We start from the raw sequence: 23,624 nt of genomic DNA, 5'->3' as shown, positions 1-23,624 counted from the left end.
ATCTTATAAAGATTTATAATCTCGGTAGTAATGATTCACGTTGAGGCTCTGTCCATTTCCATAGCACTTATTTTACAGAAGATGAGGCTATGGTGATTCTCTGCCGACTGCAACAGCAGATTTTTTTGTACCAGTGACTGGTACGTTTATAATGACAATCCTATCCTCTCCATTTGAAAATACAAATAAGAAACAGGTGTTTTCGTGATAGGCAGAGTAGACATGAGCCTTTTTGTTTCCCTTACGATATAGAATCTTTTCCAAAATATCATATGCACGTACTCCTTTCTTTGCTGTACCAGTCACTGGTACACTTGATCTTTCGTTGTTTACTGAGATATAGAGGAATATGGATAAACGATAGGTTCCATAGCTTTCGACAGAGATTTACATATCGAAAATAGAAGGAAGATAAGGAATATATGATAAAGGATATCTATGTTTCCGATATCTGCTATGAATAGATATACGACACCACTGATCGGCAGATAGGGGAGCATACGAAGGTATTTATCTATATTGGTAGATTTCTTTGTACACATCCACTTCGTGCATTCTATCAAGGCGATGATCACCGTGAAGCAAACAAACAACGCACGACAGACTTCGAATGAGAACATGTACGTTTCTTTGCCGAATGGTGGGTCCATGACGATCTGCCACATGATCTTCATGAGCAGATAATTCATCGCAAGGTGTGCGATCGTTTTGCTTATGTTGACCATATGCAAAGCAACTTCATAGTTTCTTCTTTTCCTTTCAGATATCTGAGCGATCAGCTCTTTTCGGTCCACTGCGTATAGCTCTCGTATGATCGTGGCCACATCGATCGCTACACTTACGATTGCTTTTTTTATCCTGCAGGATATATCCGTTCTGCGATTTTTCATTTCTCCTCCTTATGTGTCCCCATGTTGTGCACGACCTTGTACCAGTCACTGGTACAAAGATATAGGAATTACGCCTCTTCACAGACCAGACCTAATCCTTTCATCAATGTATCGATCTCTCGTTGGATCTTTTGAAACTGTGCATATTCATCACGGAATTCGACTCCATGGAGTTTCGACTCCAGTTTATCCATGTTATTGACGATATCCGTCATGATATCTTCGATCGTTTCAACAGGGATCGTATCTGTTATGCTGTCCCATGCTTCACTTTCTAAGGCTTCATCATCCTCCGTATCCTTCCTTGGATCTACATCCTCTATATCGATTTCTTGGATTTCGTCGTGTTCATCATAATAGAGCTGCTTTTCGATTGGCTGCTCTTCCGCATGCTTTGCTTCTTTGTAGGACTCCACCGCTTTCTTACTGTAGGTATCATGTTCGTTTAGAAATCGGCGTTGTTCTTCTTCATCCAGATCCACCAGTGTCGCGGCGGCATCCAGAGGTAGTTCTTCTTTCCGGATGCTTTCTCTGACTTCCTCTGATGCATGATTCAGGATCTTCTCATAATTGGCTACCTGGGATTTCTTCAGCCCCATCTCACTTGCGATGATTGCCTGGATACGCCCCGGGATGTTTTCGCCGGCCTCCTTCTTTGCTTTGTATATCTCTTTCAGTTCCTCGACAGCTTCCAGTTTTTCGGCATTCGTCAACGGATCATTTTCCATATTGTTCAAAATCAAACGTTTTCGTGCGTCTATATCGCTCATCGTCAAGACCTTACAGGGGATATATTCATAGGTCATATCTCCATGTTCGATATTCCGCAGGATCGCAGAATATCGGCGTTCCCCTCCGATCAGTTCTACTTCGTATCTGTCATTTTCTATCTTTCGTACCAGAAGGTTATTTTCCAGACCGTCCTCCCGGATATCTTCGGCCAGTTCATCGATCCTTCGCAATTCACGATTCCTTTGCGGTCGCTTTATCTTCGTGTAATGGATATTCATGATGTGATTGTCAAAGCCCAGTTTCTTTCCTGCAGAGCTTTGCATGAACTCTCCGAGGATGCTTTTTTTCGCCATATCATATCACCTCCAGTATTTCTTTTGTGAGCCTTTCGTAGTCTCTGGCAGCCTTCGATGTATACCGGTAGCGATAAGAGAGCGGCGCATGATGCTGCCTTGCTCTTCGGACCGGTATCCGATTCTCCCGGATATAGGTGTCGAAGCATAATGATCCGATATCCTCTTTCAAAGCTGTGAATAGATTCTCTGCATATTTACTTCTGTCCACCATCGTTGCCAGGACCCTGCAGCGGATGCTTTCCCCAAACAATGCCATCAGTTCCCGGATCGTCGTCATGACGCCTTTCATTGAATCATCTTCAAGCAAAGTAGGGATGATGACCAGGTCACTGATCTTAAGTATTTCTGCGGTGAGCTTATTGAAATAGGGCGATGTGTCGATGATGATGTGATCATAATCCTCTCGGACCGGTAATACCTGTTTTATCAAGATATCATCTTGTACCTCTGTACTGGCGAGATAATCATTCCCCGGCAGGATATCCAGATCTTTGAACCTTGTTTTGTAGATACACTTCCGTACCGGCATCCATTCCAGCATCCCAATGACGGTGCGGCTATACTTTCTACTCGTCAGCCCTTCGGTCGCATTGCACTGTGGATCCAGATCGATGAGCAGCACCCGCTTACCTTTCAGTGTGAGGTCATATGCTAGATTCTTAGCAGTTGTCGTCTTTCCACTGCCGCCTTTTCTGTTTGTTATTGCGATGATCTTATTCATTTCTGTTTCTCCTCTTTACGTTTTTGTTTTCGTTTTCGTTGTACCAGTGAGTGGTACCGCTAGACCCGTTTCTCTATTTCTATGAATTGCAGCAGCTTCTTGCTGTTTTTCTTTTTGGAAGGGGTCACCTTACTTTCTTCCACGATGATATAATCCTCCCGGATCTTCTTTAGGAGCTGCGTCCTTTCACTTTCGTGTACGAATTCTAACCGCAGGATCATCATGTCCTATCTCCCGCAAAACGTGGTACGAAGTATCCGAAATCATGTGATGGAAAATCATCCCGGACGATGTGATTCCGGATGCCGCAAACATCATGTGCGAAGTTGAAATCATCTGCGGCCAATAAGTCATCCCAACGTACGTGGAACGTCTCGTCTGCACTTTCAAGATCCATCATGATATCGAGAAGATCCTCCTCCATCTGTATGATCTGCATCTCCTTTGCACGCTCTATGATTTCTTCATATACTGTCGTTGTTTTCATGTGTGTGAAACCTCCTTATTCCTTATCCCATAGACCCAGCTCTTGCGCTTTCGCTTCTTTCTCTGCTTTTTGCAATCTGTCGGTATATGTATACTCATCGTATAGGTACGCTACTTTGGCGTATCCCTTTCGTATGAGCTGTTCCTGCAATAACTTATCATCCACGAATACCCAGGCTAGATTTCTTCCATACTTATCGGTCTTTTCTTTTTCATATTCCAAACGGATCTCTTTTGCGCTGCTGAGGGCATCACATGTATATCGGCTTGCTTCTTTGCCATAGGGTTGTACCGGCGTGTTTGGCTTTTTCGTCTCCGGTGTATCGATGGCTAGGAATCGCACCGTCGTATCTTGCCCATCGATCATGAAATGGGCGGTATCGCCATCCGTACATTTTGTCAGCTTCACGCCTTTCTGTTCCAATGGCTGCAGTTTCTTCAACCCGGGTAATGCAGCTGAGAGTATGATTGCCGATACGATGATGATACGTCTGATATTTTTCTTCATTTCCGTTTTTCCTTTCTATTCATGACGCTTTCACCTCTTCCAAGCATCTTGGAAGGTTTCCCACATGAAGTGATAGACATTATGCAATCCTTTTTGTCGGATCCATTTCTGCATTTCGATATGCTGTGCATATCCGACACAGCCTTGATGTAAGTAGCACAACATATGAAATACAGCTGTTATCTTATGTTTCCGCATAGGCATCTGACGAGGTAGGTCGTTCCGCTTTTTCCTTCCCCGCTATGATCGATCGTGAGGAACTCACAAACGTAACCCTCTTCCTGTAGGAGGGGCAATAATTCATCTCCGAGTTCTTTTGCGACCTTCCTTCCGATGGCACAATTGCCGTATCTTTTCAAATGTGATAGTACCCATGCAGGGATCCTTCCTGTTTTTGATTGCTTCATATCACACTACCTCCTTCTCCTGTTTCATCCAGTTCGAACAGTGACTCACTCATAACAGAAGTTTCCAAGGATCTCACTTAGCATCGCTTCCAGACGATATATATCCCTCGTCATCTTTATCTGCACATAGTCGATACTGTCGTCTTGTTTTGGCAGTTGTTTGAAACATTCTCGCAGGTGATACTGTAATTCCTGTTGATGTTCTTTCGTATAGCTGCGTAGGCGAGTTTCCACATCCTTCCACGAGATCTTTTCATATGTACAGATGCGTTCCAGATCATTACAGCTGTTTCCGTATCCACCATCAAATTCGATACCATCATGTTTGTTGATAAAAAAGTGTACACACTCATGATTTCGATCTTCCAAGATCACGCCATCCTCTACCATCGTTGCTTTTATCCATTCAAAGTAAAGAGGAACATACCGGAAAGCTTCCTGTATGCAGCGCTTCTGCGCACCCGATTCCGCGTGTTGGAGTGCTTCGGCTTCTGTCAATGGGGTCGTATGATGCGGGTATAACGCCTCATTGCGTCGCTGATACCACTGTTGTGCTGCTTCCGTCTCATCATCTCCTCCACGATGCTCATCGGAAGAGACCAAGTCGTATACGAAGGATTCCAGGAGTTCGGAGACCAACTGATCGTGCTGTGCTGCAGCTTTTACGAGCTGTTCTGCCTCTGTTGCTGTAAGTCTTAGTTTTATACTGTATTCTTTCATGTTCTTGTCCTTTCTTTCGTTTTCGTCAGCAAGGGGATGCCCCTCGAAAAGATATCGATTGGGGGAAAATTATCGTTGTAATATCCTCCTGAAACACCCCTGCACATATATCTCAATGCTGCCTATTTTTTTGCAACTCCTTCATCTCTGCGCATCCGAGAACATGCGTCACGGCTTGATTTCAGCCGTTTTAGGAGTTGTTTCCTCGATATCTGTTACAGGCGTACCTGCTAAAATAACGTATTTCTATGGCCCTCGTTTCCGCTTGTGTTTAGGTCACGGACACATCCAGATCACGCACTAGGTAATCCAGGGCAGTCTGTGCATACCCCATCCATTTTTCAAGCTGTTGCTGCCTTTGATAGGTGAGGCGTAGCCGATAGTCATCGGTTTCTTTTCTTTCCTTCAGCCTATCCATGTAATCTTTTAATAAGATCTTGAATCTGGAGGGATTCTGCTTGATATGCTGCAGGTCCCTCGTGACTTGAGATCTGTCGACCGCAAGGATATCGGCGATATCCTTGTTCTTCAGATGATGTACGTTCTTCAGTTCACATACTCTCGTTCTCCTTTCCAGGATCTCCTGCTGTTTGGGTGTTAGATTCGTCAGTGTATTCTTGCGTTTCCTTTTGGCATACTCTGATTTCTTCAACCATTTCCGTTTGAGCACTTTTAGTTTTTTCTGCTCAGTCATCGTGATGTTCAATTTTGCGATGATCTTCGCGATCGAACATTTGTGTCTCCCCGGTGATGGCCTGCAAACAGTTTCCACTTCCTTTTCAGACAAGGGCTGATGCATCTCCTTATTCAGCTCCATAGCAAGGTCGACCGATTCCTTGATCGTATATCCCGACCAGACGGCTCTTTCTCTTACAAGATATAGCAGCATCTCTCGGTATCCTTCATACTGGCCGTTATGATTCCTTAGGATGATCAGCTTTCGCATGTCTTCATAGAAATCTTTAAAATAAGGTTTCCTTGCCGATATGTCCTTTTTCACTTCCTTCTCCGGCTTTTTCTTCTTTTCCTTTTTCTTCAGCCGATGTTGCTTGACCTCCTCCTGTGACCAGGGGAGCATTTCAATGAAATCCTGGATACGGTAATCCGTATCCTCATACTGCAGGATCCTTACCTGTCTTCCGGATTTACTGTTGATCGTACCGGGTAGTCGTATCACCTGCGTGATGAGCATCGCACCGGCATCGATGCATAATTCTTCAAAACGGATATAGAACGCCTTCATGATGGCTCTGTAGAGACCTTCCATATGGTAGGAACAGTGCTGGAATGCATAGATGACATAAAGACCACGACCGGAATCCATGACAGCAGTCGGAGGGAAGGGAAGCTTGTCCTTAATCTTCTTTTTATAAAATCTTTCAGCTTCCCAGTCCATAAACCTGTCATCCTTGTAATAGTCAAAATCCAATACCATAGCATTGATATGTCTGACATTACTGCCTGCTTTCTTAGGCTTATAAAAGCTATTGAGTGAATAATAGACATCTTCCGCTTGAGCAAACATCATTTCTTCACATTGGTCCAGAAAGATAGAGGTCTGTAGCATATGATCATACATACATCGTTTTCCTTTATCCATCCGGATATGTTCGCAATCCTTTAGCAAAGCTGTCGCACCGGCCGGAGTGATATGCAGCTGCTTTACGGCCGTTTGCATATCCATACCTTTACATAAAAGAGACATCAGCTCTTCCAATCGCTCATACCTCGATTTTTCCTCCCAAGTGGTGAGGATGGAGGAATAACAGGTATCATCAGCACCGGCATGGATCTTTTTGATGAGATCGATTGCTTCCATATCTATTTCCCACTGTTCTGTCCGATTTTATAAGCTGCAGTACAGGCAATGATTACACCGAGACATATCAGTATAAATGAGTGTAAATTGAATTCATCCTGCAACAATGCAAGAAAGAATGTCTCCATCACTGTTATCACATATAAAGGAAAAGTATTGTACAATGTTTCTTCATTTGTTTTTGAAATCATTCTTGGTTTGAAAAAGATATTTCTCTTCGCCATGTTATCTACTCCTCACTTTTCTCTTTGTTTTTTAACCTTCCAATTCATCTCTTTGCATATCAATTCAGATACATCAACATGCACTCCTTGTTTCTCCAGTTGTTTCATTGCTTCGTTGATGATCCGTAAAGTAGGGGAGTATTTTAGCAATGACAAGGAGTCTGCTTTAAGTAGAACACCATCATCAAATATGTATTCCAGTATAGGTGTGTTAGCAACAGCAAGTACACAGATCCTAACTACGGCGGCTTCCGGAATAGCAACACGAGCTGCGAGCTGTCTTATCTGTTCATATTCTTTACTCGTAACATAATAGTGGTATTGCTTTCTTCTTTCTTTTGTGGTTTCCATGCTTTCCTCCTTTTTTCAGATAGAAATAAAAAAAGCACTGTATACAGATGTAATAGTCTGTTTACAGTGCTTCTTATAGTAACTTTTCCCAATTTTATGAAAAAAGTCGAACTCTATTAAGATATGAAGTTCGACTGAATTTGTCATGGTGGAGCGTATCGGGATCGAACCGATGACCCCCTGCGTGCAAGGCAGGTGCTCTCCCAGCTGAGCTAACACCCCATGTATATTTAAATTCGATGGTGGGCCTGAATGGACTTGAACCAACGACCTCACCCTTATCAGGGGTGCGCTCTAACCACCTGAGCTACAGGCCCATTTCCATCGAATGCCTGTTAATAATATCACATTCAGATAATGATGTCAATATATTTTTTATATTTTATTTCATACATTTTTCTCTAATGTTATGTTTTACAGCCTCTACCATTTCTATGGAATTTAATAGATACCAGAAAAACAAGCAGGATAACAATCTAATTCCCAGCAAGCTGCTGTGTCTACGTTCTTATTTCCTGTTTTATAAGAGCTGTGCATCATAATCCCCTGATAAATTGGCCGTATACTAACGCCATGACGTATACTAACGCCATGATATATATGATGTGCTTCTTAGATCATGCTTGAATAATCTAGCAATAGTTGCAGTATTTAGATACTTTTCGTATCTTCATTTATTGCTTTTTCTTGATTCATTCATCGTAAAAAAATCTTCGTTATCATATTCATACAAACAGGAACATATGAAATTCATCTAGAACCGAACAAAATGAATATCATCGTTCTTCATGCATCTCCTGTTTAACGTTTAACTTATTGCTGTTCACGCTGCAAACAAAAGCATACTGTGCTACGCCTAGTGTCTGCTGCCTACCAACATAATCACAAGACTGAAATTATGCTATTATTATAAGAAACACAGGAGGATAACGACATGGATTATATAGAGGCATTTCAAAAAATCGATAGCTTTAAAACTTATTTGATTGAGGAGGAAAAAAGTACTCTTACGATACAAAAATATATCCGTGATGTGACAAGACTTTTCACGTATCTTTTTTCTGAGCAAACCCTTTCAAAACAGCTTATTATCGCATACAAGGAAGAGCTTATGAAAACCTACACCTCAGCCAGCATTAACAGTATGCTTGTTCCTGTTAACTGTTTTCTTTCCTTTATCGGTTTAACGGAGTGCAGGGTAAAATTATTGAAAATACAGAAACGCACCTGCATTGAAAAAGAAAGAGAGCTGACAAAGAAGGAATATTCGCGTTTGCTGCAGGCCGCGCTCAACCAGCACGATGAGCGGTTGTATCTCCTTTTGCAGACAATCTGTGCAACCGGTATTCGTGTATCTGAGCATAGCTTCATCACTGTTGAGGCTTTAAAGTGCAGAAAAACAACAGTTCATAATAAAGGCAAAACACGAAATGTCTTTTTTCCTGCAAAGCTCAGACAGCAGCTTTTGAAATACTGCAGAAAGCTGAATATTAAAACAGGATGCATCTTTATCACAAAGACCGGAAAGCCCTTGGATCGCAGTAACATATGGAAATCCATGAAAAAGCTGTGCAGAGTGGCAAATGTCAGTAGCCATAAAGTATTCCCACATAATCTGCGGCATCTATTTGCCTTTACCTTTTACAGTATGGAAAAGGATGTTGTAAGACTGGCTGATATTCTGGGTCATTCCTCTATCGAAACAACCAGAATGTATACGATGACAAGCTTTCAGAAATATGAAAAGACACTGTCCCGTATGGGTCTGGTGAAGCTGCAATGCTGAAAAATACCACATAATATGCATTATGTGGTACAGGATTATGACGGAAATAGCGGATATCCTGCAGGCTATCTGCGTTTGTACGGTAAAATATCAAGCAGTTTGGAAAGCATGAAGCGCAAAAAGAAATGCATGCAGATTTGATGAAACTATGGTAAAATATACAGGTAGAGAAGAAATGAGAGGATACCACATAATGCATATTATGTGGTACAGGTCTTTTCATATGCAGCGCTGACAGCATCATCAGCCTGGAAAGGAACAATCATGAGGAAAAAAGCATACCGTTTGCATATATCATCAATGCTCGCTATCCTGCTTGCGACAAGCTGTTTTTTCATCATGGCAAGACCCTCCCGCACACATAAGCTCCTCATCATTCCTGAATTAGAAGAAACACAGACACACTCTCTGCTTTCTGTGAAAGTGCATGGTAACGGCAGCTTTTTTGATGGAAAAGCCTATCGTAAGGAAGGGACTTATGTGTTGACAAGACACCGGCGAAAACTATTTTCCCTGTTACCGGATAATGGCTGTGAGCTTGTGCAACTTGTATTGAATGATGAAAAAATCCCAGCAGCCAACACAGATGACAGGCTCATTATATCCGGCTCACAGAAGGAACAGCAGCTCATTTTATATTTCAGAAAAACTCCCTAGCAGAAGACTGAGTACATTCTTTATATACATGCCTTCTCTGTGGCTGTTTCAACTGTAGCCATCATCAGTGAAATATCCCTTCCCCATAAATTTTATAGACTACATACGCAAACAATGTATCAGGAAAGAAAATTAAAGTATTCCAGGATGCTGTCATACAAGGTCTGCGCCATCTTCTGCTGATACTCATCCGTTATCAGCTTTGCACGATCCTCAGCGTTGGAAAGGAAGCCACATTCTACCAGCGAGCCAATTTTTTCTGCGTTATTGAGAATATAATAATCTCCCGGCTTACTTGTCATTTTTGTTTGTGTCAGCGCACGCAGATGCTTCTGCAAGATATCCGCAAATACTTTTGACACTTCATTCTTTGGCGCATAAAATGCCTGTGCTCCTTTTACGCTGGTATTGGGATAGGAATTTAAATGAATACTGAGAAATAAATCTGTTTTTTCCTGGTTAATCAGCTCCATACGTTTTTTCATATCCTCACGCTTACGGTTTGTGGCATTCTCACTTGCCAGATCATAGGCGCCCTCCCGTGTCATGGTAACATGCGCCCCTCCTGTTTCCAAAAGCTTTTTCAACTTCTGCGCAATTTTCAGATTGATTTCCTGTTCTTTTGCCTCATTGCTGCGCGCACCGTCATCCTTTCCGCCATGTCCCGGATCTAAAACGATTTCCACACCATCCAGTGCATGAAAAGCGCGTTTGGCAGATACAGAGGTAATATGCGATAAACAGAGGGATGCTGCCAGAATGGTACAAAGCAGCCCTGCACCAAGCAGGTATTTTTTTCTTTTCATTATCTTCACCTTTTCAAGTATATGTAATGTTAATCTTAAAAATAATCTTTGCCGTGAACTTTTTGTTCTGCAATGCTAAGCAGAAGGGCAATTGACCCGATACCCCGGACATTTGCGGCATACGCTGTAAAGGAGGTGATACTATCACAAAAGGATATGTCATGGTACAAGCCATGGAGGAAACTGCACAGCCAATCTCAAATGCACGCGTTAGTGTCTTTCACCGGGACGAACGTGGTTCTGTATTTATCATGGATTGTATGACAGATGAAAATGGCAGAAGCGAGCGTATCGCTCTGGATGCTCCGGACAGTGCACATTCAACTGATATCCATTCACTGACACGTCCCTATGGGCAGTATGATATTCATGTTGCCAAGGAGGGGTATGTGACAGAAGTACGAAATGGTGTACAGATATTCGCAGAAACAGATTCAACACTAACGATTGTCATGCAGAATGCCGATGAGCAAAGCGTAAGTAATATACTAGATATTGGAGAGCATCAGCTTCATGAGGGAGGAGGTTGCCGCGCATGCTAGAAGAAATCATACTTCCTGTAACCATCACGGTTCATTTGGGAAGACCGACAGCAAGTGCGGAAAATGTAACTGTCGGCTTTGTGGATTATATTAAAAATGTCGCTTCCAGTGAAATCTATCCAACCTGGCCGTATGAGGCCTTGCGTGCCAATATCTGGTGTCAGATGTCCCTTGCCTTAAATCGGATTTATACAGAATGGTATCGCAGCAGAGGATATTCATTTGATATCACCAACTCTACAGCATTTGATCAGGCATTTGTACGGGGACGCAATATTTATGACAACATTGCGGCTGTTGTGGATGAGGTCATGGGGGATTTTCTGAAAAAGCCGTTTTACCGGGAGCCTTATTATGCCGAATATTGTGATGGTAAGATTGCACAGTGTCCGGGTCTAAAGCAATGGGGAACGCTGGATCTGGCAAACCGCGGGTATGACTCCTATAGAATCATACGTTATTATTACGGGGATCAGATGCAGTTTCTGGGAACAGATAACTGGCAGTATAATACGCCCTCCTATCCGGGCTATGCCTTGCGTGTGGGAAGCAGTGGTGAGCCGGTTTTCATCATTCAGGAGCTGTTGAATGCTATCGCTGTCAATTATCCGAATATTCCTCTCATCTATCCGCCGGATGGTATCTTTGGAGCACAGACGGAAAGTGCGGTAAGAACCTTTCAGCGTCAGTTTAATCTGACTGCAGACGGCATTGTCGGACAGTCCACCTGGTATTATATCTCACGCATTTATGTAGCTGTGCGAAAGCTGGCCGAGCTTGGCAGTCTGGGAAGACTGGAAGGATATTTCACAGGTCTTTGGACAGGAAGAGTACTTCGGCAGGGAGATGTCGGCATCGAGGTTCAGCAGCTGCAGTATTTCCTTTCCATCATTTCACAACGTTATCCATCCATTCCCTCTGTAAGTATTGACAGCCGTTTTGGGCCAGGATTGGATCGCGCTGTGCGTGCTTATCAACGGGAATTTGGGCTTGCAGTAGATGGGCTGGTCGGACGCTATACATGGAATTCCATTTATGAAACCTATGTGGCAATCGTTGAATAAAAAAAGCTATTCCTTAACCTGAAATGAACCCCCTAATTTGGACAGCCAGAAAAAGGAGGTTCATTTCGCCTTCCGTTATTTTCTTTTCGGCAGCTACAGGTACTTATTCATTCAGCAGCCTGCGGGTAACCTTACCTTTGGAAGCATTCAGATAGGCTCCTTTGGATACCTTCAAATACATTTTTTGAGCATATGAATATTTGCTATATCCTTTTGTGATACAATCAATTTCAGATATAATCACAGCATTCCCCTATTCCTGAGATACTAATAAAAAGAGATTTCCATCGCGTGCTGATATAGCAACAGCAGCTTCTGAAAATCTCTTGTTTTTGTATTCTCTGTAGGATGACACCCTCATCCGGCATCTGCCTCTAAAATTCTTTTTTCTTCATAATACGACAGCTGATCTGATAGGATATCATTAGAAAAGTGATAGAGAAAATCGCGATGGCTGCACCAATCTGAACCATATTCAGCATACTCATGGATGTGAGCAGGGTATCTATGTCAAGATGCAGTACTTCAACAAGCTTGATAATCCCCATACCACCGATTACGGCAACACCGACAGCTAGCAGCAACGCAACTCTGCCTCGCTCTCCGCCAAATTTCAGTTGTACCGGTATCATAACAGATGCAAACAGAAATATCATACAAATAAACAGCAAATCCACCGGCAGCCATTCCATAATTCCTATCTGCGGGCTTCTTATGGCAGTCAAAATACCGGAAAGAATAACAGATATACCCCAGGCACAGCCTCCCATCAGTATGGAAAACATATATTTTTCCTTTACATAGGCTTTTCTTGCGAAGGGCATGGTGAATAAAAATGCATAGCCGTTGTCATATTCATCATAGCTGATCGTACTCAGCACAAACATGGACGCAATCATGGTGAAGTAGCTGACAACAAAGCTTGAGTCGAATTCGGCAAACAACATAGCAACAGCCACAAACAGCATGATAAAGAAGAAATTCTTTTGATTCTTCATGAGCTTTATATCCTTAATCAGTAACCCTTTCATATCTGTTCACCTCGTATCATCATCATAATCACATCATCAATAGAGCCTTTTTCCACCGTGAGCTGTGGATAATTCTCCATATAATACTGCTTTTGATTCGTCAAGGCAGCCCAGCCATATGACTCCCTGCGGCGGCGCAGCAGATAGCGCTTATCTAGCTCTGCATATTGTTTTTCATCCATCTTCAGTAGAGCATAATCACTCAATAATACATCGGTATCCTCATGCATGACAATAGAGCCCTGATGAATCATGTACAAATCATCACACAGGCCCTCCAGATCGGAGGATATATGAGAGCTTACCAGCATACAGGCATCCTCATTTTGTTCCATATACTCACGCAGCATATCCAGCAGCTCATCCCTTGCGACAACATCCAGACCCGCTGTTGGTTCATCCAGAATTAACAGCTTCGCATGATGTGATAATGCAAGCAGTGCCTTCAGCTTAGCTTTCATTCCTGTGGAAAATTCACGCAGCTGCTTATCCAGCGGCAGAGCAAATCTCTGGCATTGCCGCAGAAATTCTGCCTTTTCAAACTGTCTATACATATTGTCCATAACTGGCAAGATATCCTTAATGTTCAGATATCCGCTGAAGCCGGAATCGGATAATACAACACCAATGCTTTCCTTTTCCTGCAGGGTTATATCCTGTATCGGCTTTCCAAATATTTCAATGTCTCCGCCATCTATGGAAATCAATCCCAGAATGGCTTTGAAGGTTGTACTTTTTCCAGCACCGTTCTGTCCGATCAATGCACTGATTTGTCCCTGTTTTAATTCCAGACTGCAGTGCAGGGAAAATGCACCATAATTCTTTACAACATTTTGCAGTTTCAACATAATCATTCCTCCAGTAGCAGATGGAACAGCTCCGATAATTCGCTGTCCTCCATCCCGCATCTTCTGCCTTTTTGAATGGCCATGTCCAAATCGGCTTCGATTTCCTTTTTATGCTCCTCCATCATCAGCTCCCTGTTCATGCCGGCTACATATGTCCCTTTGCCGTGAACTGTTATCACAAACCCTTCCGCTTCCAGATTATCGTACGCTTTCTTAACCGTAAGGGCGGATATTTTAAGATCTTTTGATAAAGAGCGAACAGATGGCAGGATATTGCCTTCCTTCAGTTCCTCATTCAGGATCATAGCTTTCATCTGTTCCATTACCTGCTCATAGATCGGGGTCATGGAAGAGTTGTTTATAATGATTTTCATGAGATACCTCCTCTGTTCATAAACAGTATATAACAGTATATAACTGTTGTCAACTGTTATATACTGTTTATTGCAAAATGAATGAAGTTTATATAATTCAAATATGGTTTTCTGCTTCTGAGATATAATCAGTTTGATATTCCGATAGTGCTTGCACATGTCAAGCAGGCTGATGGATTCTTTTGCTTCTCTGTAATGAAAGCACGTTTTACTGAAAGACAAAGCATCCTAATTAAACAGCCCTATACTACAGCTTTATCCAGGAAGCACGCAGTCGCATATCAGCGAATCACCTTATGGATCAATTACTATTGTTATCTGCAATTCCAGGTCTTTTACTGTGCTGACTGTTGTAACGTATCATATACATTCATCGCGTCCAGTATATGATATGGCTTTGTTTCTGCAGAACCTGCGGCATGAGCACTGACAAACAGCCATGTCTCATTTCCTATCTTCGCCTGAGATGCCAGACATAGACCGGCAGCCTTGGTATATCCTGTTTTCCCACCAAGAATTGCGGTATCGCTTAACGCATGCTGATCCATTGTCGAGCGCATGGTGGAGTATATTGTCATCCCTTCCGAATGTTTGTTGCTGGGGGCCATACTGTAATAAGGGGCATGGAAGGCTTCCGTAAACTGAGGCAGCTGCAGAGCGGCCTTCAGCAAAGTCGCAATATCGCTGACACTGCTGACATGCCCTTCTTCATCAAGTCCTGTACAGTTGTGAAATCTGGTATTCTTCAATCCGAGACGCTGTGCCTGTACATTCATCTCTGCAACAAAGGCATCTTCACTTCCATAAAGAGTGATTGCCAATGTCATACAGGCATCGGCCCCACTTGGCAGTAAGGCTCCATAAATCAAATCCTCATAGGTTACCTCCTCATTCCCTATAAAACCGGCCATGGATGCCTGCTCTCTTTCCAGCTTAGGAAATATAGATGCCGGTACCTGTACGGTTTCCTGCAAATTTTCTATATGCTGCAAAGCTGTATACACACTCATAAGCTTTGTCAATGAAGCCGGAGCTATTTCATCTTCCTCATTCTGATGCAGCAGCACCTTTCCATCCCTTTGTCTAATCAGAATATAATTTTTGCTGTACAGCTTCTTTTCCAGTTGCAGCTGCTGGTTTTCCGTATGTATTATCGGCTTTTCCTTTTCTCCACCCGATAACAGCGGCATTACAGCATAGGATAAAGCCGTTACCAAAAGCCCTGCGAGCAGCAGCCTTTTCAATCGTTTCATAGCATCAGCTCCTTTACAGCTCTATTGAACCATACTGTGCTTTGACAAATAAAACTGACGGCTTAACACTTTCTTAAGCATCACTTAATATGAGTTGCGCATTGGTAAACGCAATTACAATAGTCTTATTTTTCAATGCAGAGCCTCTACATGCAAAAAAACACCCGCAGGTGTTTTCGTATACTGTATAGGGAAGGAAGAACGGATATCGGTGATTGCCATTGCCATACAGTCATATGCCTGTATGCTTCATCCAGAATTTTTTATCAATCACGTTGAAAGGCTTATTGAGCCTTGAAGAATCTATCGGCTGCGTTTGTATCTGCAGCATAAATTACAGAAAATATGGCAGCTGGCATTTCTCCTACAGCTTTATGATTATGCAAAAATATATTCTCTACAGTTCAGTTATTATATCGGGGAAAGAAGTTTCATTCATGATTGTACAGCTGTATGCTCCTCTACAGACGGATGCAAGGGAAGCTCGACAATAAAAACCGTTTCCTGCAGATTGCTTTGTGCATATATATGTCCGTCATGTGCTTCTATTATCTCCTTGGCGATTGCCAGACCAAGACCGGCACCTCCGGAAGCTGTTGACCTTGCCTGATCCAGACGATAAAACTTCTCAAAAATGATATCCAGCTTCTGTTTTGGTATTTCATCCCCCTGATTAAGAAACTTTAAAACCGTATTGGTTTCATCACAGGTAACCTGTACATGAATTTCTGTATTCGGATAACTGTAGGATATGGCATTTTTCAGTATATTATTAAAGGCTCTTGCAAGCTTATCCGCATCGCCATAGCAGACAGCTCCCTCTGCAATATCCAGATGCAGCTGCTTATGCTGTGCTCTCAGGATAGGATAAAACTGTTCCTTAAGCTGCTCCAGTAGAAAATCCAATTGTAGTTTTCCTCTGGATATAACAATATCATGCAGATTAAATCGCGTTATATCAAAAAACTCATCAATCAATCCCTCCAGCCTGTCTGCTTTATCCAGTGTAATCCTAAGATAGGCTTCCTTTTGCGGCTGTGGTATATCCTTTACATCATTTAATAAATTCAGATAACCGATGACGGATGCCAGTGGTGTTTTCATATCATGTGCCAGATAGGAAATGAGATCATGCTTCTGTCGGGTTTGTTTTTCCAGCAAATCAAGCTGTTTCTGTTCCTTTGCCCGTATCTGCAGCAGTAAAGCCTCGATACCGCCATATCCTTCCGGAAGGTAGAAATCACGCTCCTCCAGAAACTGATGCAGTGCTTTTTCCACCGCCTTTTGCATATCCTCCTTATGTTGAAAGGCTGCTTTTCTCACCTGGAGTCGTACAATGATAATGCAGCCGCCGACGGTAAGCATTGTCAACAGAAAAAGCAGAAGCTTGATGCGGCTCCAGTCCGGCGAAAGATACTGATGCAGGACTCCGGTTGTATCTGTGTACTCCTGCATATAAAAAAGCTGTTCTGATAAAAATTCAAGAAAAATTCCATTCCCTAGCATATCCGCAATCAGAAATAAACCACCAACGGCAGCCGCAGCCGCAAGCAATATCCAAGCTGTCCGTTTCACAGTGAATCCCCCAGCTTATAACCAACACCCCACACATTCTGAATATATCGCGGATGCTCCCCACGATCATGCATCTTTTCACGGATATGACGTATATGCACCATCAGCGTATTGTTGCTGGAGGTCAGATATTCCTCCTGCCATATAGCAGTATAGAGCTCCTTTGCACTGACAACCTTTCCCTGTCGTTCACACAGATACCAGAGTATGCGAAATTCTATCGGTGTCAGAGATACATCCTTTTCATTCAGCCTGCATATATGCAAGTCCCGATTCATAACAAGTCCTAAATAACTAAGCTCCTGTGCTTTTTGCTGTACGTTATAACGTTTATATCTTCGCAGCTGTGCCTTGACTCTTGCCACAAGCTCCAACGGCTGAAAGGGCTTGGTCATATAGTCATCCGCACCAATCATCAGGCCAGTGATTTTGTCAATATCCTGTTCCTTTGCCGTCAGCATGATAATTGGCCAGGTATGCTTCTGCCGTATGGTTTTACAAATCGTAAAGCCGTCCATATCCGGCAGCATCACATCCAGAATAGCCAGATCATAGGTATGCTTTTGGATATTTTGCAGTGCCTGTGTACCTGTATAGCATACGTCCACATCATAGTTTTCATTTTTCAGATAAATCTCAACAAGACCGGCAATTTCCTGTTCATCATCCACAACAAGAATATTCATATGTATTCCCTCTCAATTCTTTTTATATTTATCAGCTACATTATAGCAGAGGGTAACTTATAACATCCTTACATTTCACTTAATTTAAGATAAATCATCGCTAGGTATCTTGATACCTTCTGCTTTATTTGTGTATTTTTACAATATTATCCATAAGAGACAGGAGCCGACATGAAAAAAGAGAAAGCTGCAGCCCATAGAGCCACAGCCTCCTGTTTGTATGTAGAAATTTCGTATACTTCAGCAGCTGGTAATAAAAGTCGCTTTGTTAGCTGAAGGATGCAGTATATTTGAATGTAAAATCATCACCGTCTTTAATTTTCAGACTGCTTGCGGCATCGCAGCTTCCTGCCGCTTTGCAGGATTCGTTGTTTTCTGATTCATACAGCCACCATGGTCCTTTATTGAAATCCTTGGTTTCGACACCCTTCAATCCCATGATAGTCTTACCATACTGACCATCCTCCATGACGACATCCAAATCCTTCGCTTTTTCCAGAAAGTCAGCTAGTGTTTCCGTTTTTCCTTCAACACTAACATCCCCACTAAACAGCTCCTTATTGTTTACCTCATCCTTAATGGTGATTTTCAGAGTCGTACGCTCTGTATTGTCACTTACAGGCTCCTTCTTTTCACTTTCCTTTGTTGAGCATCCGCCAATCAGCAGTATGGCAGATACCAATAAAATCTTACATAGCTTTCCCATTTTGCAATCTCCTTTCCAATTGTTTTAAGACAGCCGCAATCGGTTTATAACATACCCCACACAATGCCATGGACATACCTCCCTGAATAAGAGATGTCTTTAATCCCAGCAGCATATAGATCAGTGTTATTTTATCCGATATAAGCATAAACGGCAGTTGTACCAGCTGACCTGTCAGAAATGACAGAAATCCGCAGGTGAATACCAGGACAAAAAAATGTCTGTTCAGAAAATTTCTGCTGCAGCCCACAATCAGACTATACAGCGGGTAAATCAGACAGTACATCAATGACCATGGAGTGATCCCCTGCATACTCAGATTCAGTATGGTAAATACCACTGCCCCCAGGACAGCCTGCCTTGTCTGAAATATCATCGCAAATAGCACAATGGTGAATGTGATGCATTCCAGATATAGAATGAATGAAAATGATGTAAACACAACTGCTTCAATCGAAGCGATAACGGCTATAAAGCACAGCTCTCTCGCTTTCATACATATGACCTGCTTATAAATTCCCTTTCCAAAAAACCGTCATGTTTATTTTCATACAGGCACAACATGAAAAAGGTGTTAGAAAGCAGGTTCATGAAATCGAACAGAACGGCTTCCACCGTTTTCCCTTCCTGCTGTATCCGATGCATAATGCGTATGACTGCTTTGGTTTCCGCACGAAGTACATGCAGATAACTGGCACCGATACAGCCATCAGGCAGGACAAAATGATCCATATGCATGCTGTAACGTGCATAAAGGATGTTCAGCTTCTGTAGCTCTATATCTCTTATGGCACAATTACCACGTATGGATCCATTGGCGTGATAAATCATTTCCATGAGTTGAAGGAGATCCTCCTGTGGAATATGACGAATGTGATGTCTGGCGACGGACAGCATGGATGCCAGTCGATCGGTAGCGATTTCGTAATCACACAGGTTGCTTTCTTCCTTCAGAAAAGGATATGCACAATATTCAACACTCATTTTTTTACCCTCACTTTCTTTACGACAGCGGGTAGAAAACATATTAAAAAATCTATATTCTCCACACCCAGCAGAAAACTCTGTTTGCATAACAGGCAAGTCTCCCGGCTTAATTTCATCCTACTCTCCACCTTCTCATACCTGTGTGGTACAATGGTCACTGGATTTCGTCCATATCACGGTTGCTGGGGCAGCTGGAGCTGTTCGCTTCCATTCCTTGTTCGGTATTTTCATACACCTGTCATGCTTCTTTTCATTCATTCATTCTCTATTATATAGGTACAAGCGCCTTCTGTCTATAGAAAATGCAGGTTTGTTTTTTACCTCTTAATGACTCGACCTTTTATTATGCAAGCAAGAAAAATGCAGAGAAATGTTCTGCTTTCAGTATTTCTTTTATCAGAATAATGGTTGTTTATGCTTCGATTACTCTATACGATGTTTCGAAGTATTGTGATGTAAAGCTCATTTATGATCTGTCTTTTGAAAATAAAAGGAATAAAGCATCTTTAAGCAAACAAGTCTGCTCAGACGATAATCTATTCCTTTTCATCATATATATGGTATGCATACATACCCTTTTTAGAGTCATACATGGAGGTGTCCACCTTTTGGAATAGCTCCTGATAGGTAGTTCCATGTTCAGGGTAGTAGCTCACGCCAATGCTTACTGTAATCCTGTGGGTGAACTTAAACTGCTTCTGTTCCTCAGCCCAATGTCTGCGAAATTCTTCTATAATTTCCTCAAGTGTATCGCTTTCCAGATGCCTGGAACAGTAAATCAGAAATTCATCACCGCCGATTCTGGATACAATATCCTTGGGAAAGGTCTTTAACAGTGCCTGTGCCAGGGCTATTAAAATCTGATCGCCGACAGGATGTCCATACGTGTCGTTATAGGATTTAAAGTGATCCACATCCATCATGAGAATCGTTCCTTGTTCATAGACCCGCATCTGTTCTTCAATAGATTTCTCACAGTAATAGCGGTTCATCAGCTTCGTCAGATAATCATGGTGGGAATAATAGATAACAGCCTTATTGCTTTCCTGCAGCTCTCTTGTTTTTTGTGCGATTTTCTCACGCAGCTGCTCATTACTCTGTTCAATCAGCCGTTTTGGGAAAAATTCATCGCTGCTCTGATTGATATCCGGGACAGACTGATGCACATGCAGAAGCTCCCATCCATCCGTTGTGTATTTCAAAATGACTGTAAAGCGAAAATGCAATTCATAATTGATACGATCCCTGGCATCCTCACTTACATCCAGTTCTCCAAACACCAGATAGGTATCTTCACTTAACTGCCTGGAATGTATGTCCTCATGTTCGATTATAAAGCTTCCATTCCACTGCTTTTCTTCTTTTTCAAGAGAAGACGCAAATTCCTTCAAGGAATATGAAACCTCATGCTTTCCTGTACCAATCACACTGATTTCTGGGCTGAAGTAGCCACCACGTATCTCATAGGTGCGTTCTTCCAGATACATATGCCAGAGAAAATGGCAGAATTGTTCTGCTTCTGCTGCTGTATTCATAACCATCCATCCTTTATATTTATACTCTTATTATACACGTTTCCATCTGTGGTCGCCATCCCCAAAAAGTAAACATTTAGGTAATCGACAGTACACATTCTGCTTGAAACAGGTGATTTTAATCTTGATAAGAAAAACAAATATAACCATTTTTTCAATATCAGCAGAGTTATATCATTACTTATTTTATGTTTGGAAATGAACGCATCTACATTATTCGATCATGAGCTTTTTTTAATTCCCAAGGGAAGTATAGCTTTTTTCATCCAACGGCATCGTATACGGCTTTGCCAGCTGCCTGACAAAAATATCTGAAGCTCATATGAAAAAGAGAAGCAGAGATAGACTCTTCCCTGTAGTTGGATAATTCATCAGTTATACACGCACAAGAACAGTTAAAGTTACGGAATAGGTTCCAGCATTTTCATATTAAAGAATAATATTAAGGCATCTTAGCTCTTAAAACGGTGGATTAGAAGCACGAAGCTGATATAGAATTCAAGACGATGTAGTGAAGCTCTGCTTCAAATAATTACAGTATCCTGGTTCATGTGAGAAGCTTGAAGCGCAGCTGCATACTTTATTTTATAACCTGTTATAAATGTGTTTAAATCAGAATGCCATTACAGTGATCCAGCTCATGCTGAATAATCTGTGCACAAAAGCCCTCATAGGTTTTGATTTTTTTTCTGCCGTTAGCATCAAGAAAGGATACTTTGATTTTTTCATAGCGTGTTACCTTTTTCTGTGTATCATGGCATAGACAGCCTTCTTCTGCAGTATAGCGTTTATTTCCCGTTTTTATAATAACCGGATTCAGCATTATCACATAGTTGCCGCCATCCTGAAATATGATAATACGTTTTAGTACACCAATCATGTTTGCCGCCATTCCCACACAATGATCTGCATGCGCCTGCAAGGTGTCCAGAAGATCCTGCATCGTTTGTAAATCTCTTAGCGTGGCATCTTCACTGCGGCAGCTGAGTAAAAATGGGTCTTTCACAATATCCCTAATCATATATATTCCTCCTATTTTTTTAATTCGCATGTATTATCTCAGAAACTTTGGATATTGGCAATTTTTTCAAAACATACCGCTGATTAAAGTAGCTGCTATAAGCCCTGCCATATCAACCTTTCCCTCAATTTTTCTTCATACAGATGCCTTTCAAAGGAATTTTTACTGTATTTGGCCACAAGCGTTTATAACAAGAATCAAATTCCAACAGAATAGTAAACAACAGCATATACTGATACAGTGTTTGATGACAAACTGGTTTATATGTGATGAATATATAAAAACTAATATACTAACAAATATTAAAAAGACCTTGTTTCTGTTTGAAAAAGCATCTAAGATAATGAGTAGATACACAGGGAGGCGACGCTATGCAGAATATGCAGCATTATTATGACTTTTCTGGACAGAAATTCGGATATCCTTTAAGTCTGAGCATAAACAGCTTTAAACGGCAGGTTTTCTCCAGACAATCAAGTCTGGAAATATCTTATGTATTGAGGGGATGCTATGAGGCAATCACAGAGAATTTCACAGCTACCATAAACGAGCACGATATGGTCGTCATCGCTCCTAATGACATTCATATGATTCGACAGAATGAAGATTCAGATAATGTCATTCTAACACTGCATATTGATTTCTCCAGATTTGCACCTGCCATGGTCGGCGATGTGGAAAATGCCTTTGAATCAATGATCTGTACACGAGCAAAGAATTACCGGTCACTTTGCCGAATACGGTCTAAGCTTGGAGCACTGGTATCTATGCTGCTTCAAGGAGAAAGCAGCATATTTCAGATGAATGCCATCATGATGGAAATCATTTGTATTGCCGGTAATCATCAACAATATCCGGTTGAGCGATTGCCTCTGCAATCCATTCATCATGAGAATTACATGAAGGCGATTCAGTATATTGACCTGCATTATCAAAATGAGCTGCATTTGGAGGATGTGGCACAAACACTCTCCTTCAGCATTTCATACACCTCCAGGTTGTTCAAAAAATATACCGGAATATCCTTTGTTAAATACCTGGCCTATGTACGAATTCGCGCTTCCCTGGAGGCTTTATTGGAAGGCAAAGATTCTATTGAGCAAATAGCAGCAAATTGCGGTATGCCCAATTCCAAGTCCTATACGATTGCATTTCGAGAATTATACGGTGTTGTTCCAAGTGATTACCGCAAAAAATTCACACATAATTTGAAAATAAATGAGAATAAAAGAGAATCGCGTATGATTTTTGATGAGGAGCAGCGGCGTCTGCTGGAGCATCTTGTGAAAGATACACAGGAACTTCTTTATGAAAATGATGGTATGAAAATCATGCAGAAGGATGGTCATATTCTGTGTCATATACGAAACGGGCATACCGCAAAGAGTATCATAACGCAGACAAATGAGGAAATTATAGTGGAGGTCATAAGAAAATAGTTTTCCAGTGACCTCCTTTTTTTGTTCTTTTTTAACTATATAACAATATAGCATAAGTAAAATAAGATAAAAAAAGCCATATGTCATCAACTGATGTCAG

Annotated in this window: 28 protein-coding genes, 2 tRNA genes and 1 riboswitch; of the genes, 5 read left to right on the top strand and 25 right to left on the bottom strand. The window is 41.8% G+C overall.

What is annotated here, in order from left to right; translation table 11 throughout:
* Positions 1 to 329: 329 nt before the first annotated feature.
* The 12 genes from GKZ87_03850 to GKZ87_03795 form a co-directional block, all read right to left on the bottom strand.
* Positions 330 to 890 (bottom strand): hypothetical protein, encoded by a 561-nt coding sequence (locus tag GKZ87_03850; protein ID QSI24702.1) that lies wholly within the window; start codon positions 888 to 890, stop codon positions 330 to 332.
* A gap of 68 nt (positions 891 to 958) precedes the next feature.
* Positions 959 to 1,975, bottom strand: coding sequence for a hypothetical protein (locus GKZ87_03845; protein ID QSI24701.1), 1,017 nt, complete (start codon positions 1,973 to 1,975; stop codon positions 959 to 961).
* Between the two features lies 1 nt (position 1,976).
* Entirely contained in the window at positions 1,977 to 2,699 is a 723-nt protein-coding gene (locus GKZ87_03840) for an AAA family ATPase (GenBank protein QSI24700.1), read from the bottom strand.
* Between the two features lie 220 nt (positions 2,700 to 2,919).
* On the bottom strand, positions 2,920 to 3,186 hold the full coding sequence (locus GKZ87_03835; protein QSI24699.1) for a hypothetical protein: 267 nt from the start codon (positions 3,184 to 3,186) through the stop codon (positions 2,920 to 2,922).
* A 15-nt stretch (positions 3,187 to 3,201) separates the two neighbouring features.
* Positions 3,202 to 3,693 (bottom strand): thermonuclease, encoded by a 492-nt coding sequence (locus GKZ87_03830; protein QSI24698.1) that lies wholly within the window; start codon positions 3,691 to 3,693, stop codon positions 3,202 to 3,204.
* 179 nt (positions 3,694 to 3,872) lie between these two features.
* Positions 3,873 to 4,100, bottom strand: a complete 228-nt coding sequence (locus GKZ87_03825) for a hypothetical protein (GenBank protein QSI24697.1) — start codon at positions 4,098 to 4,100, stop codon at positions 3,873 to 3,875.
* Positions 4,101 to 4,145: 45 nt separating this feature from the next.
* Positions 4,146 to 4,820 (bottom strand): hypothetical protein, encoded by a 675-nt coding sequence (locus tag GKZ87_03820; protein QSI24696.1) that lies wholly within the window; start codon positions 4,818 to 4,820, stop codon positions 4,146 to 4,148.
* Between the two features lie 271 nt (positions 4,821 to 5,091).
* The gene (locus GKZ87_03815) at positions 5,092 to 6,639 is read right to left on the bottom strand and encodes a hypothetical protein (protein ID QSI24695.1); all 1,548 of its coding nucleotides are present in this window, start codon (positions 6,637 to 6,639) and stop codon (positions 5,092 to 5,094) included.
* Positions 6,640 to 6,641: 2 nt separating this feature from the next.
* Positions 6,642 to 6,863 carry a hypothetical protein gene (locus GKZ87_03810; GenBank protein ID QSI24694.1) on the bottom strand — a complete coding sequence of 74 codons (222 nt, stop codon included), beginning with the start codon at positions 6,861 to 6,863 and terminating at the stop codon, positions 6,642 to 6,644.
* A gap of 12 nt (positions 6,864 to 6,875) precedes the next feature.
* Positions 6,876 to 7,214 (bottom strand): hypothetical protein, encoded by a 339-nt coding sequence (locus tag GKZ87_03805; protein QSI24693.1) that lies wholly within the window; start codon positions 7,212 to 7,214, stop codon positions 6,876 to 6,878.
* Positions 7,215 to 7,360: 146 nt separating this feature from the next.
* A tRNA-Ala gene (locus tag GKZ87_03800) sits at positions 7,361 to 7,436 on the bottom strand.
* An 18-nt stretch (positions 7,437 to 7,454) separates the two neighbouring features.
* A tRNA-Ile gene (locus GKZ87_03795) sits at positions 7,455 to 7,531 on the bottom strand.
* 617 nt (positions 7,532 to 8,148) lie between these two features.
* On the opposite strand from GKZ87_03795, the gene GKZ87_03790 reads away from it, so the two are divergent.
* Positions 8,149 to 9,000, top strand: coding sequence for a tyrosine-type recombinase/integrase (locus tag GKZ87_03790; protein ID QSI24692.1), 852 nt, complete (start codon positions 8,149 to 8,151; stop codon positions 8,998 to 9,000).
* Between the two features lie 200 nt (positions 9,001 to 9,200).
* Here the strand turns inward: GKZ87_03790 and GKZ87_03785 are convergent, their stop codons facing one another.
* Positions 9,201 to 9,377: a hypothetical protein gene (locus GKZ87_03785; protein ID QSI24691.1), complete on the bottom strand. Its 177-nt coding sequence runs from the start codon at positions 9,375 to 9,377 to the stop codon at positions 9,201 to 9,203.
* Between the two features lie 40 nt (positions 9,378 to 9,417).
* Here GKZ87_03785 and GKZ87_03780 point away from each other — a divergent pair, with 40 nt between their 5' ends.
* Entirely contained in the window at positions 9,418 to 9,657 is a 240-nt protein-coding gene (locus GKZ87_03780; protein ID QSI24690.1) for a hypothetical protein, read from the top strand.
* Between the two features lie 119 nt (positions 9,658 to 9,776).
* Here the strand turns inward: GKZ87_03780 and GKZ87_03775 are convergent, their stop codons facing one another.
* Complete coding sequence (locus GKZ87_03775; protein ID QSI27873.1) at positions 9,777 to 10,466, bottom strand: N-acetylmuramoyl-L-alanine amidase; 690 nt, start codon at positions 10,464 to 10,466, stop codon at positions 9,777 to 9,779.
* A gap of 158 nt (positions 10,467 to 10,624) precedes the next feature.
* On the opposite strand from GKZ87_03775, the gene GKZ87_03770 reads away from it, so the two are divergent.
* Entirely contained in the window at positions 10,625 to 11,005 is a 381-nt protein-coding gene (locus tag GKZ87_03770; GenBank protein ID QSI24689.1) for a carboxypeptidase regulatory-like domain-containing protein, read from the top strand.
* Positions 10,999 to 12,069: a spore cortex-lytic protein gene (locus tag GKZ87_03765; protein ID QSI24688.1), complete on the top strand. Its 1,071-nt coding sequence runs from the start codon at positions 10,999 to 11,001 to the stop codon at positions 12,067 to 12,069. The genes GKZ87_03770 and GKZ87_03765 overlap by 7 nt, the downstream gene beginning before the upstream one ends.
* 374 nt (positions 12,070 to 12,443) lie before the next feature.
* Here GKZ87_03765 and GKZ87_03760 read toward each other — a convergent pair whose 3' ends face one another.
* From GKZ87_03760 to GKZ87_03710, 11 genes are all read right to left on the bottom strand, one after another.
* Complete coding sequence (locus GKZ87_03760; protein ID QSI24687.1) at positions 12,444 to 13,100, bottom strand: ABC-2 transporter permease; 657 nt, start codon at positions 13,098 to 13,100, stop codon at positions 12,444 to 12,446.
* Positions 13,097 to 13,948, bottom strand: coding sequence for an ATP-binding cassette domain-containing protein (locus GKZ87_03755; GenBank protein ID QSI24686.1), 852 nt, complete (start codon positions 13,946 to 13,948; stop codon positions 13,097 to 13,099). The genes GKZ87_03760 and GKZ87_03755 overlap by 4 nt, the downstream gene beginning before the upstream one ends.
* A 2-nt stretch (positions 13,949 to 13,950) precedes the next feature.
* Positions 13,951 to 14,322, bottom strand: coding sequence for a GntR family transcriptional regulator (locus GKZ87_03750; GenBank protein QSI24685.1), 372 nt, complete (start codon positions 14,320 to 14,322; stop codon positions 13,951 to 13,953).
* Between the two features lie 335 nt (positions 14,323 to 14,657).
* The gene (locus tag GKZ87_03745) at positions 14,658 to 15,575 is read right to left on the bottom strand and encodes a D-alanyl-D-alanine carboxypeptidase (protein QSI24684.1); all 918 of its coding nucleotides are present in this window, start codon (positions 15,573 to 15,575) and stop codon (positions 14,658 to 14,660) included.
* A gap of 435 nt (positions 15,576 to 16,010) precedes the next feature.
* Positions 16,011 to 17,150, bottom strand: a complete 1,140-nt coding sequence (locus GKZ87_03740) for a GHKL domain-containing protein (GenBank protein QSI24683.1) — start codon at positions 17,148 to 17,150, stop codon at positions 16,011 to 16,013.
* Entirely contained in the window at positions 17,147 to 17,836 is a 690-nt protein-coding gene (vanR, locus tag GKZ87_03735; protein QSI24682.1) for a VanR-ABDEGLN family DNA-binding response regulator, read from the bottom strand. The genes GKZ87_03740 and vanR overlap by 4 nt, the downstream gene beginning before the upstream one ends.
* A gap of 268 nt (positions 17,837 to 18,104) precedes the next feature.
* Positions 18,105 to 18,542, bottom strand: a complete 438-nt coding sequence (locus tag GKZ87_03730; GenBank protein ID QSI24681.1) for a DUF4430 domain-containing protein — start codon at positions 18,540 to 18,542, stop codon at positions 18,105 to 18,107.
* Positions 18,526 to 19,038 carry a cytochrome B gene (locus tag GKZ87_03725; protein ID QSI24680.1) on the bottom strand — a complete coding sequence of 171 codons (513 nt, stop codon included), beginning with the start codon at positions 19,036 to 19,038 and terminating at the stop codon, positions 18,526 to 18,528. The genes GKZ87_03730 and GKZ87_03725 overlap by 17 nt, the downstream gene beginning before the upstream one ends.
* Positions 19,035 to 19,526 carry an ATP:cob(I)alamin adenosyltransferase gene (locus GKZ87_03720; protein ID QSI24679.1) on the bottom strand — a complete coding sequence of 164 codons (492 nt, stop codon included), beginning with the start codon at positions 19,524 to 19,526 and terminating at the stop codon, positions 19,035 to 19,037. Before GKZ87_03720 ends, GKZ87_03725 begins: the two co-directional genes overlap by 4 nt.
* 76 nt (positions 19,527 to 19,602) lie before the next feature.
* Positions 19,603 to 19,783, bottom strand: a riboswitch (cobalamin riboswitch).
* A 282-nt stretch (positions 19,784 to 20,065) separates the two neighbouring features.
* Positions 20,066 to 21,064: a diguanylate cyclase gene (locus GKZ87_03715; protein ID QSI24678.1), complete on the bottom strand. Its 999-nt coding sequence runs from the start codon at positions 21,062 to 21,064 to the stop codon at positions 20,066 to 20,068.
* Between the two features lie 607 nt (positions 21,065 to 21,671).
* Positions 21,672 to 22,085, bottom strand: a complete 414-nt coding sequence (locus GKZ87_03710; GenBank protein ID QSI24677.1) for a peptide deformylase — start codon at positions 22,083 to 22,085, stop codon at positions 21,672 to 21,674.
* A gap of 371 nt (positions 22,086 to 22,456) precedes the next feature.
* On the opposite strand from GKZ87_03710, the gene GKZ87_03705 reads away from it, so the two are divergent.
* Positions 22,457 to 23,524, top strand: a complete 1,068-nt coding sequence (locus tag GKZ87_03705; protein QSI24676.1) for a helix-turn-helix domain-containing protein — start codon at positions 22,457 to 22,459, stop codon at positions 23,522 to 23,524.
* Positions 23,525 to 23,624 lie beyond the last annotated feature (100 nt).

This window comes from Erysipelotrichaceae bacterium 66202529 (genome assembly GCA_017161075.1).
Classification (GTDB): Bacteria; Bacillota_I; Bacilli_A; order Erysipelotrichales; family Erysipelotrichaceae; genus Clostridium_AQ.
Note: the sequence above shows the minus strand (reverse complement) of the source record. Positions and strands in the feature narration are given on the sequence as shown.